The following is a 13,472-nucleotide window of genomic DNA, read 5'->3' on the forward strand; positions in this document are numbered from 1 at the left end:
TTTATATATTGCAAAAAATTATCAAGGATGAAAATTATTTGTATCGAAAACAACTCAGGCATTCCTAAATACAAGCAAATCATATATTCAATTGAAAAAACAATTGAAAATGGCATTTTAAAAAAAGATGATAAATTACCTTCTATCAACAAAGTACGTCTCGAATTTTCACTTTCAAGAGACACTGTTTTACAAGCATATGAAGAACTCAAAAAACGAGGGATAATCTATGCTATACTAGGTAAAGGCTATTATGTAAAAAGCACTCAAGTATCCATTCAACAAAAAATATTTTTACTTTTTGACGAATTAAACATTTTTAAAGAAGACCTCTATAATTCTATTTTAGAAAACATTGGTGAGGACGCTCAAGTTGATATCTTCTTTCATCATTTCAATATCAAAGTATTTGAAAAACTGATTAATGACTGCAATGGCAATTATACAAAATACATTATAATGCCAACCAATCTACTTCAAGCTAGTACTTTTATAAAAACCCTACCAGTTAACGATGTTTATATATTAGACCAAACCAATGAAGAATTAAAATCTTATCCTGCAGTTTATCAAAATTTTAAAAAAAACATATACGAAGGTTTATCCAAAGAAAAAATCAAACTTAAAAAATACAACAAGCTGGTAATGATCTTCTCTGGCTCTAGAGAACCTGTGGGAATGAAAATTGGATTTGAAAACTTTTGTCAAGATTATTCGTTTGATTTCGAAATCATTTCTGAATTTAAAAAAAGAGACTTAAAAAAAGGAGAAGTTTATATTATACCTAACGATAGAGACCTCGTAAGCGTAATTGAACGATCGAAAATACAGGGGTTTAAATTAGGTACTGATTTTGGTGTCATATCTTACAATGAAACCCCTCTAAAAAAAATAGTAGAAAATGGCATTACGACAATTTCTACCAACTTCGAGACTATGGGGAAAATTGTAGCTCAAATGGCTTTAACCGGAAGAAACGAACAAATAGAAAATGAATCCTCAATTATTATTAGAAATTCCCTTTAATTAATAAAATTGAATTATAAATATCCTTTAGCTCTTTTTATTTAATACAAACTCCTCTATATGATGTGTAAGCCGTGTTAAAAAACTATAAATAAAATACCTTTATTCTTACATATTAAGCAAATAATGCATTTTATCGATTATTTATGTCATTTTATCGATGTTATACAGAAAAAACATTTATTTTTACACCATAATATCTTATACGCTTCATTTTGAAATGTTTTAAGAATTATTTAAGAAATAAACTGTTCATCGGATTTTAAAAGTAGTTAATCGAAAAAAAGGTATTTACTCACAAAAATGATTAATTTTGCTACAAATTTCCTATAATTAGATTATTTCCTTAAAAAAGAACTTAGACGAACATTAATAAATACAATTTAATGTTTGCAAAATAATACCGCAAAACAATACAATTTAATACTGTAAAGGATAGTAGATCACTAAAAATTCACAGTAAACATTGAATCATTTAAAAAGTGGTTATTATGAAACAAAAATACTTTTTTATCCATATTCTATTTCTTAGTTGCCTAATTAGCTTTGGACAAGTTATTGGTGACTATAGATCAAAAGTTTCAACTGGTAACTGGAACGCTACAAGCTCTTGGGAAATCTATATTGGTGCCGGAATATGGGACCCTGCTCCAACTTTTTATCCTGGACAAAATAACGGTTCCTATACAGTAACGATACTTAATTTACACACTATTACTATTCCTAATAACCTTTCCACAACTACAATGGGAACAGTGGATATAAAAGGAACCTTAAATTTAAATCCATCATCTAATCCAAATACTATTACGCTATCAACTCCTTTTTTAAATATTAATGGAGGTATACTAAATTTTAATTCCAATAAAATACGATTAAATTTACCTTCAAACGCGGTCATTACGTTAGAAAATGGAGGTAATTTTGCGGGGAGTTGTACAAACAACGATGAAATCTATATTGGAACCAAACGATATGCTGCCTGCGTAGGAGGAGGTTCAAATGTGTATACTTTTGGTGAAGTAGCCGCCTCTGGAGGAAATGTAAATGCTGATATCACAACTCCTTCAGTTGACTATGTTAATGTTTCTGGTTGCTCAATAATCAATTTAACGGGAGGTTACACTGGGACAGAAACTAATGTTTCTTACAAATGGAACGTTAGATATCCTGACGAAACAACTGCTACTATTGCTTTTGGAACATTAGCTGACAACACAGTCAGTACATCAACATCTTTTACTCCTTCAGCAGTAGGAGAATATTTAGTTTCTTTGGAAGTTACAACCACTGCTTCAGCAACAAACATTGAAACAGTAACATTCAATGTAACAGATACTACTAATCCAAATTTAACCGCTGGTGCAAATCAATCAGCGAACATTAGTTCGGGTTGTTCAGCTTCTGTAGCAGTAGCTGATGCTGTTTTTAATGACAACTGTTCAGGGGCTACAATTGCTTATACACTTACAGGAGCAACTACTAAAACAATAACTTCTGGACAAGTAGGAACCTATACTTTTAACAAAGGGACAACTACTATCAACTATACTGTAACTGATGCTGTTGGAAATACGACTACTGGTTCTAAAGACATCGTTATTAGTGATACTATTTTACCAACATTAACCGCTGGTGCGAATCAATCAGCAAACATTAGTTCTGGTTGTTCAATTGCAGTAGCAGTAACTGATGCTGTTTTTAATGACAACTGTTCAGGGGCTACAATTGCTTATACTTTAACAGGGGCAACTACGGCTGCTTCCACTTCTGGACAAGTAGGAACCTATACTTTTAACAAAGGAACAACAACCATCAACTATACCGTTACTGATGCGTCTGGAAATATGACTACTGGTTCTAAAGATATCGTTATTAGTGATACTATTTTACCAACCTTAACCGCTGGTGCGAATCAATCAGCAAACATTAGTTCTGGTTGTTCAATTGCAGTAGCAGTAACTGATGCTGTTTTTAATGACAACTGTTCAGGGGCTACAATTGCTTATACTTTAACAGGGGCAACTACGGCTGCTTCCACTTCTGGACAAGTAGGAACCTATACTTTTAACAAAGGAACAACAACCATCAACTATACCGTTACTGATGCGTCTGGAAATATGACTACTGGTTCTAAAGACATCGTTATTAGTGATACTATTTTACCAACCTTAACCGCTGGTGCGAATCAATCAGCAAACATTAGTTTGGGTTGTTCAGCTTCTGTAGCAGTAACTGATGCTGTTTTTAATGACAACTGTTCAGGGGCTACAATTGCTTATACTTTAACAGGGGCAACTACTTTAGGTTCTACTTCTGGACAAGTAGGAACTTTTACTTTTAACAAAGGAACAACAACCATCAACTACACCGTAACCGATGCGACTGGAAATACGACTACTGGCTCTAAAGACATCGTTATTAATGATACTATTGTACCGACTTTAACCGCTGGTTCTAATCAATCAGCGAACATTAGTTTGGGTTGTTCAGCTTCTGTAGCAGTAACTGATGCTGTTTTTAATGACAACTGTTCAGGGGCTACAATTGCTTATACTTTAACAGGTGCAACTACGGCTGCTTCCACTTCTGGACAAGTTGGGACTTTTACTTTTAACAAAGGAACAACTACTATCAACTATACCGTAACCGATGCGGCTGGAAATACAACAACTGGTTCTAAAGACATCGTTATTAACGATACTATTGCACCAACTTTAACCGCTGGAGCAAATCAATCTGCGAACATTAGTTCAGGTTGTTCAGCTTCTGTAGCAGTAACTGATGCTGTTTTCAACGACAACTGTTCAGGGGCTACTATTGCTTATACTTTAACAGGAGCAACTACTTTAGGTTCTACTTCTGGACAAGTAGGAACTTTTACTTTTAACAAAGGAACAACAACCATCAACTACACCGTAACCGATGCGGCTGGAAATATGACTACTGGTTCTAAAGACATCGTTATTAGCGATACTATTGCACCAACCTTAACCGCTGGTGCGAATCAATCGGCGAACATTAGTTCAGGTTGTTCAATTGCTGTAGCAGTAACTGATGCTGTTTTTAACGACAACTGTTCAGGAGCTACTATTGCTTATACTTTAACAGGGGCAACTACTAAAACAATAACTACTGGACAAGTAGGAACTTTTACTTTTAACAAAGGAACAACTACTATCAACTATACCGTAACTGATGCGGCTGGAAATACAACTACTGGTTCTAAAGACATCGTTATTAGCGATACTATTGCACCGACTTTAACTGCTGGTGCGAATCAATCAGCGAACATTAGTTCGGGTTGTTCGATTGCTGTAGCAGTAACCGATGCAGTTTTTAATGACAACTGTTCAGGGGCTACTATTGCTTATACTTTGACCGGTGCGACTACTAAAACAATAACTAATGGACAAGTAGGAACCTACACTTTTAACAAAGGGACAACTACTATCAACTATACCGTAACTGATGCGACTGGAAATACAACAACTGGTTCTAAAGACATCGTTATTAATGATACTATTGCACCAACTTTAACCGCTGGTGCAAATCAATCAGCGAACATTAGTTCAGGTTGTTCGATTGCGGTAGCAGTAACTGATGCTGTTTTTAACGACAACTGTTCAGTAGCTACTATTGCTTATACTTTGACGGGTGCGACTACAGCTGCTTCCACTTCTGGACAAGTTGGGACTTTTACTTTTAACAAAGGAACAACTACTATCAACTACACCGTAACTGATGCAGCTGGAAACACAACTACTGGTTCTAAAGACATCGTTATTAGTGATACTATTGCACCAACTTTAACCGCTGGTGCAAATCAATCTGCGAACATTAGTTCAGGTTGTTCAATTGCGGTAGCAGTAACTGATGCAGTTTTTAACGACAACTGTTCAGGGGCTACTATTTCTTATACTTTAACAGGTGCAACTACGGCTGCTTCCACTTCTGGACAAGTAGGAACTTTTACTTTTAACAAAGGAACAACTACTATCAACTATACCGTAACTGATGCGGTTGGAAATACAACTACTGGTTCTAGAGACATCGTTATTAACGATACTATTGCACCGACTTTAACCGCTGGTGCGAATCAATCAGCAAACATTAGTTCTGGTTGTTCAATTGCGGTAGCAGTAACCGATGCTGTTTTTAACGACAACTGTTCAGGGGCTTCTATTGCTTATACTTTAACAGGTGCAACTACTAAAACAATAACTAATGGACAAGTAGGAACCTATACATTTAACAAAGGAACAACAACCATCAACTATACCGTAACTGATGCGTCTGGAAATATGACTACTGGTTCTAAAGACATCGTTATTAGTGATACTATTTTACCAACATTAACCGCTGGTGCGAATCAATCAGCGAATATTAGTTCAGGTTGTTCAACTTCTGTAACAGTAACCGATGCCGTTTTTAATGACAACTGTTCAGGGGCTACAATTGCTTATACTTTAACAGGGGCAACTACGGCTGCTTCCACTTCTGGACAAGTTGGGACTTTTACTTTTAACAAAGGAACAACTACTATCAACTATACCGTAACCGATGCGGCTGGAAACACGACTACTGGTTCTAAAGACATCGTTATTAGTGATACTATTTTACCAACATTAACCGCTGGTGCGAATCAATCAGCGAACATTATTTCTGGTTGTTCAGCTTCTGTAGCAGTAACCGATGCTGTTTTTAATGACAACTGTTCAGGGGCTACTATTGCTTATACTTTAACTGGAGCGACTACTTTAGGTTCTACTTCTGGACAAGTAGGAACTTTTACTTTTAACAAAGGAACAACAACCATCAACTACACCGTAACCGATGCGACTGGAAATACGACTACTGGCTCTAAAGACATCGTTATTAATGATACTATTGTACCGACTTTAACCGCTGGTTCTAATCAATCAGCGAACATTAGTTTGGGTTGTTCAGCTTCTGTAGCAGTAACTGATGCTGTTTTTAATGACAACTGTTCAGGGGCTACAATTGCTTATACTTTAACAGGTGCAACTACGGCTGCTTCCACTTCTGGACAAGTTGGGACTTTTACTTTTAACAAAGGAACAACTACTATCAACTATACCGTAACCGATGCGGCTGGAAATACAACAACTGGTTCTAAAGACATCGTTATTAACGATACTATTGCACCAACTTTAACCGCTGGAACAAATCAATCTGCGAACATTAGTTCAGGTTGTTCAGCTTCTGTAGCAGTAACTGATGCTGTTTTCAACGACAACTGTTCAGGGGCTACTATTGCTTATACTTTAACAGGAGCAACTACTTTAGGTTCTACTTCTGGACAAGTAGGAACTTTTACTTTTAACAAAGGAACAACAACCATCAACTACACCGTAACCGATGCGGCTGGAAATATGACTACTGGTTCTAAAGACATCGTTATTAGCGATACTATTGCACCAACTTTAACCGCTGGTGCGAATCAATCTGCGAACATTAGTTCGGGTTGTTCAGCTTCTGTAGCAGTAACCGATGCTGTTTTTAATGACAACTGTTCAGGGGCTACTATTGCTTATACTTTAACTGGAGCGACTACGGCTGCTTCCACTTCTGGGCAAGTAGGAACTTTTACTTTTAACAAAGGAACAACTACTATCAACTATACCGTAACTGATGCGGTTGGAAATACAACTACTGGTTCTAAAGACATCGTTATTAGTGATACTATTTTACCAACCTTAACCGCTGGTGCGAATCAATCAGCAAACATTAGTTCTGGTTGTTCAATTGCGGTAGCAGTAACCGATGCTGTTTTTAACGACAACTGTTCAGGGGCTTCTATTGCTTATACTTTAACAGGTGCAACTACTAAAACAATAACTAATGGACAAGTAGGAACCTATATATTTAACAAAGGAACAACAACCATCAACTATACCGTAACTGATGCGTCTGGAAATATGACTACTGGTTCTAAAGACATCGTTATTAGTGATACTATTTTACCAACATTAACCGCTGGTGCGAATCAATCAGCGAACATTATTTCTGGTTGTTCAGCTTCTGTAGCAGTAACTGATGCTGTTTTTAATGACAACTGTTCAGGGGCTTCTATTGCTTATAATTTAACAGGTGCAACTACTAAAACAATAACTAATGGACAAGTAGGAACTTTTACTTTTAACAAAGGAACAACTACTATCAACTATACCGTAACCGATGCGGCTGGAAATACAACTACTGGTTCTAAAGACATCGTTATTAGTGATACTATTTTACCAACATTAACCGCTGGTGCGAATCAATCAGCAAACATTAGTTCTGGTTGTTCGATTGCGGTAGCGGTAACTGATGCTGTTTTTAATGACAACTGTTCAGGGGCTTCTATTGCTTATACTTTAACAGGTGCAACTACTAAAACAATAACTAATGGACAAGTAGGAACTTTTACTTTTAACAAAGGAACAACTACTATCAACTATACCGTAACTGATGCGGTTGGAAATACAACTACTGGTTCTAAAGACATCGTTATTAGTGATACTATTTTACCAACATTAACCGCTGGTGCGAATCAATCAGCGAACATTAGTTCAGGTTGTTCAGCTTCTGTAGCAGTAACCGATGCTGTTTTTAACGACAACTGTTCAGGGGCTTCTATTGCTTATACTTTAACAGGTGCAACTACTAAAACAATAACTAATGGACAAGTAGGAACCTATACATTTAACAAAGGAACAACAACCATCAACTATACCGTAACTGATGCGTCTGGAAATATGACTACTGGTTCTAAAGACATCGTTATTAGTGATACTATCTTACCAACTTTAACCGCTGGCGCTAATCAATCAGCGAATATTAGTTCAGGTTGTTCAACTTCTGTAACAGTAACCGATGCCGTTTTTAATGACAACTGTTCAGGGGCTACAATTGCTTATACTTTAACAGGGGCAACTACGGCTGCTTCCACTTCTGGACAAGTTGGGACTTTTACTTTTAACAAAGGAACAACTACTATCAACTATACCGTAACCGATGCAGTTGGAAACATAACTTCTGGTTCTAAAGACATCGTTATTAGCGACACTATTGCTCCCTCTTTAACAGCTGGTGCGAATCAATCTGTAAATACAGATACTGGAGTATGTACAGCATCGGTAGTTGTTACGAATGCTATTTTTAACGATAACTGCCCTGGAGCAACTATGACCTACACCTTAACAGGAGCCACTACTAAATCAGTAACTGGTGGTCAGGTAGGCACTTATACTTTTAACAAAGGCGTAACTACGATTAATTATACCGTAACAGATGCCGTAGGAAATATAACAACTGGAGCTAAAACAATTACTGTAATTGATAATGAATTACCTTCTATAACCTCTTTACCAGCTTTATCAGGAAACTGTTCTGTAACTATATCTTCTGCTCCAACTTCACCAGATAATTGTGGTACTGTAACGGCAATTACAAACGATATCAGTTTACCTCATACTTATTCAACACCTGGTTTTTATGTTATTGATTGGAATTTTACAGATTCGTCTGGAAATAGAAAAAACATATCTCAAACTGTTACAGTTACTGACAATAACGCTCCTGTTCCTAATGTTACAAATCTTCCTAATTTAAACTTTACAGGCTGTGAGCTAACTAGTTCTCAATTAACTTACCCTACAGCATACGATACTTGTAATGGCACCATTACAGGTGTACCTAATATACAATTCCCGTTTGGAGTTGTTGGAACTACAACCGTAACATGGACTTATACTGATGCGACAGGAAATGTATCTACTCAGACACAAAATATCACTTTGACTTCCGAAACCATTAATGGAGGAACTCTAAAAGGATATTTAACCGTAGAAGGAGCAGCCTCAGCAAAAACTCAGGTAGATATCACATCATGCTCTAGCGGAGGAAATGAAATTAAAATGAATCTAACTGGACAAGTAGGAACCATCATTCGTTGGGAAAAATATACTGTTGGTAATCCTATATGGGTAGCTATTTCAAATACTACTAATAATTATACCACAATATTCTACCCTGCTACCACTGAATCTACTTACTTTAGAGCCGTAGTAAAAGTTGGTACTTGTATACAATATTCTAGCAGTTTTTACGTAAGGGCATTACCTACAGATAAACCTCCTGTTTTAGACCAAACGGTATATAACATCTGCTTGAACCAAAGTATTACTTTAGTTGCTAGAAGAGGCTACACTATACAAGAAGATGCCATCGCTGGAAAAGGAGGCGATTTTGATCAAGGTCAACTTAATACGCAAGACCCAAAGGGATGGCTAGTAGATGGTAACCCCGGAGGATTTACTGCTGGAGGAAACAACACCAAGCCAAGAAATTGGTCTGCAACCAATGATCATCAATTTGGAGACATCACTTATGATAGTCAAAACTTCAAATTTGCTATTACATCAGGAAATCACAATATTAGTTCAGGTCCTAATAAATATACAGGTGCAAACCCTGCAATATTAGAAACACCTATTTTTAGTTTGGCCAAAATGAGTGCTGCTTCGTTAGATTTTGACCAAGCTTATTATTTTGCTACTGGAGATTTGGCTTACATCTATATTTCAACAGATGGAGGGGTAACATATAATATCCTAAAAACAATGCATGCAGTAGGTTCGCCACAATTACTTTGGTTCACTGATCCTAACGTAACCGCTGCGCAAAAAGTGGGTGCAACTGCAACACAATACAATTTTAAAAATGATAATACCTCCATTCCTTTAACTGCTTATTTAGGACAAACCAATTTGCGTATCAAATGGGCATTTAGAGGGACCAATGATAAAAGTGTATGGGCAATGGATAATATTTCAATTCCTACAACTCCCGTTTTAGATCAAATAGAATGGACTGATGGAATTGGAAATCCTAGCACTCCTCCTATTACTAATGGACAATTAGAAACCTCTTTTAATCTGACACCAGAAGCACCCGGAAAACATCAATATGGAGCGACCGTTCTTGTTGAAGGTTGTAGATCCTATGATCCATCGGGAACTGCATTGGCAGATGTAAACGTAAGTTATTCTTATGCAGGAAGTAATATCGTATTAGGACCAGATGTTTGTGGTTCAAATACCGTACAACTAAACGCCTATGATAACTTTAAAACCGCTAATCAAAATGCTGCTAAAGGTTCTTATACAATCCCTACTGGTTGTAAAACCTGTAATGACCCTGGTACACAAAGTGTTGGAACATGGTCTATCAGTGGTACAAGTACCTGTGGTACAGGGACGTTTTCAAATATCAATGATCCTGATGCTACTTTTACTGGCGAAGTAGGTAATTATGTATTAGCATGGACAGTAGGACCTTGTACTAGCACTGTAAATGTGACTATTTCTAATTGTTCAACTATTGACTTTGATGGCACGAATGATTATGTTGATTTTAAGAAACAAAACTATGATTTAAATAATAACTTTAGTATTGAAGTTTGGATAAAAACGGCTGCGTCGTCAAATAACATCCAAACTATCTTTTCAAAAAGAAACGCTAATATTAATGGAAGTGGTTATGATTTAAGGGTGCAAAATGATTTTGTAACCTTTATTTGGAATGGTTCTGGAAGTATTACATCTCCTTTCAAAATTACTTCAAATAGATGGTATCATATTGCAGTAACTTATACTAATAGTGAATATAGATTATATATAGATGGGTTATTAATGAATACTAAAACAGGAAGTAGTTTGCCTTTGGTTAACAACTATAGAACACTACTTGGAGCAATGGATCAGGATAGCAATAATCCTGTAAATTATTTTAGAGGTGCTATTGATGAACTACGTATTTGGAATGTTGCTTTAAATGAAGAACAAATTCATCAAATGATGAACCAAGAAATAAAAGAGCAAACAACAGGTAACAATGTTGTTTATGGAGAAATTATCCCTTTACCTATTTATGGCTTGACTTGGTCAAATTTAAAAGGATACTATCGTATGGACCAATTTGGATGTGGGTATTTAAAACCTAATTTTGGGGTAGGCGCTGATGGTAAATTAAAAAATATAACTACTTCTGAACCTCAAACAGCTCCTCTACCCTATTATTCTGTGAGAAATGGAGATTGGACCAATACCTCTGCAGCTACACCATGGGCTTACGGGAATACAGTTTGGGATTATCCTAATAGTACAGGTATTAATGGGCAACCTATTGACTGGAACATTGTAAGAAGTTTGCATAATATTAATTCTACTGCCAAAGATATTACATTATTAGGTTTAAGATCTGAATCAGGGCAATTGACGATTGCTAATCCATCTCAAACTTTAAATGAAAATAACAATGGGCAAGGATTATCAATAACCCATTATTTAAAACTTGATGGTTTTATAGATTTAGTTGGAAAATCACAATTAGTCCAAAAACGTTATAACACTATTCAAGTTAGTGAAAGTGTTTTTGATGAAGCTAGTAGTGGCTATATTGAACGAGATCAACAAGGTCAAAAAAACAGTTTCAACTATAATTATTGGTCATCACCTGTAACTATAAGAGGAGCAGCAAACAATTCACCTTATACTTTAAATGGAGTGCTAAGAGATGGTACCGATTCATCTAATCCAAAATTAATCAACTTTGGTAGTGGAGCATTTTTTGCTGATGGACCGGTAACAAGTCCAATAAAACTGACTACCCGATGGATATGGTCTTATAATTCCAAAACATTGGCTACTAATTCTGAATTACAAAATTACTTTTTATGGAATAACATAAAAAATACTGGAGCCTTAAATACGGCTGAAGGTTTTACTATGAAAGGTACTGGTGGAAGTGCGCCAATTACAGCTAAGCAAAATTATGTTTTTACCGGAAAACCAAATTCAGGAACTATTTCAAGAGGTTTGCCTTTAGAACAAACCTATCTAATAGGAAACCCTTACCCATCAGCTCTAGATGCTGACGAATTCATAAAAGACAATCTTAAAGATTGCGTGGGATGTCGTGGGACTGCAAATGTATTTAATGGTGCGCTATACTATTGGGATCATTTAGCTAATTCAAATAATCATAATTTAGCTGAGTATGAGGGTGGTTATTCTACCTATACCTTAATGGGAGGAGTTGTTGCAGTTGTGAATGGAGATTTAAATACACAAAGCGGCCTTTCAGGAACGAGAGCTCCTGGACGATACATCCCAGTTGGTCAAGCATTTTTTGTTGATGCTGCCACAGAGGCTTCTATAGTAGGAACCACTTCGACTGTACAAGGTGGCACATTAATTTTTAAAAATAGTCAAAGAAAATTCTATCGAGAAGGAGATAGTAATTCATTATTCATGAAACCAAGTACGACTGGTAAAACAACTACAGAAAGTGATAGTGATACTCGTTCAAAAATTAGACTTGGCTTTAATCCACCTAATGGAAAACACAGACAAATATTATTAGGAGCCGATAAGAATACAACAAATTCAGCTGATATCGGATATGATGCTCCAATGTTTGACTTGAATAGTAGTGATATTTATTGGAAAATAAACAATAATCCTTATGTTATTCAAGGAGTCCCTTCATTTGATGAAGATCAAATAATTCCTGTTGGTATAACAATGGAGAAATTAGGAGAGGCGACAATAAACATTGATGCTTTAGAAAATATCCCTACTAATCTGAACATTTATTTACACGATAATGAAAGTAATACCTACCATGATATTAAAGCAAACAGTTATAAAGTAAGTTTACCAAAAGGCGCAATTAACAATCGTTTTTCAATACAATTTGCAAGTACAGCTCAGTTAGGTATTGATGACTTTCAAAATACGAATCGTTTAATTACTATTAAACATATCCAACAAACTAGTAAATTAATTATCGAAAATGAAGCCAATGAGATTACAATTAATAAAGTCAATTTATTTGATATTAATGGTAAACTCCTAAGCTCTTGGAAAATTGAAGATAATACTCAAAGTAATATTGAATTGGCAATAAAAGATGTCAGTACTGGTGTTTATATTGTTCTTGTAAACACTTCAAAAGGAAAATTAAGTCAACAAATAATAATAAATTAAACTGTTATAAAACAAACCATTAAAAAAATATTTATTGTAACATCCCTAACTTAAAAAAGTATATTGAATTTAATTTCAGTATACTTTTTTTTATAAAACTTAAGTTCCTGAATAATTATTCGCTCAACTAAGATACTTCATAAAAGTAAAAGAAGCTGTTTATCGGGATATCAAATACTTTAATCGAAAAAAGAAAAGATTCACTCACAAAAAGAGAAAAATTCATTAAATTTAATGGAATTGAAAAAAACAACCTATTGAATTTAAACCACATACCCTTCAGTAAGAAATAACAACATCAATCCGACGGTTGTTTTTTTCATTATAAAATACCACAAAATTAGCATTGATAATTTTAAATTTTAGTGATTCTAAAATTTGAATTTCAAA

Annotated in this window: 2 protein-coding genes; both read left to right on the forward strand. The window is 35.4% G+C overall.

Features of this window, described 5'->3' with window-relative positions; translation table 11 throughout:
* The first annotated feature begins 27 nt into the window (after nt 1–27).
* Entirely contained in the window at nt 28–1,026 is a 999-nt protein-coding gene (locus tag SLW70_RS14680) for a GntR family transcriptional regulator (RefSeq protein WP_320889374.1), read from the forward strand.
* Between the two features lie 491 nt (nt 1,027–1,517).
* Nucleotides 1,518–13,082, forward strand: coding sequence for a T9SS type A sorting domain-containing protein (locus tag SLW70_RS14685; protein ID WP_320889375.1), 11,565 nt, complete (start codon nt 1,518–1,520; stop codon nt 13,080–13,082).
* Nucleotides 13,083–13,472: the final 390 nt, after the last annotated feature.

Source organism: Flavobacterium sp. NG2, assembly GCF_034119845.1.
Classification (GTDB): Bacteria; Bacteroidota; Bacteroidia; order Flavobacteriales; family Flavobacteriaceae; genus Flavobacterium.

Excerpts from the sequence above, each read along its gene's own strand:
- SLW70_RS14680 (WP_320889374.1), top strand. The coding sequence starts at position 28 with ATGAAAATTATTTGTATCGAAAACAACTCAGGCATTCCTAAATACAAG.
- SLW70_RS14685 (WP_320889375.1), top strand. The coding sequence starts at position 1,518 with ATGAAACAAAAATACTTTTTTATCCATATTCTATTTCTTAGTTGCCTA.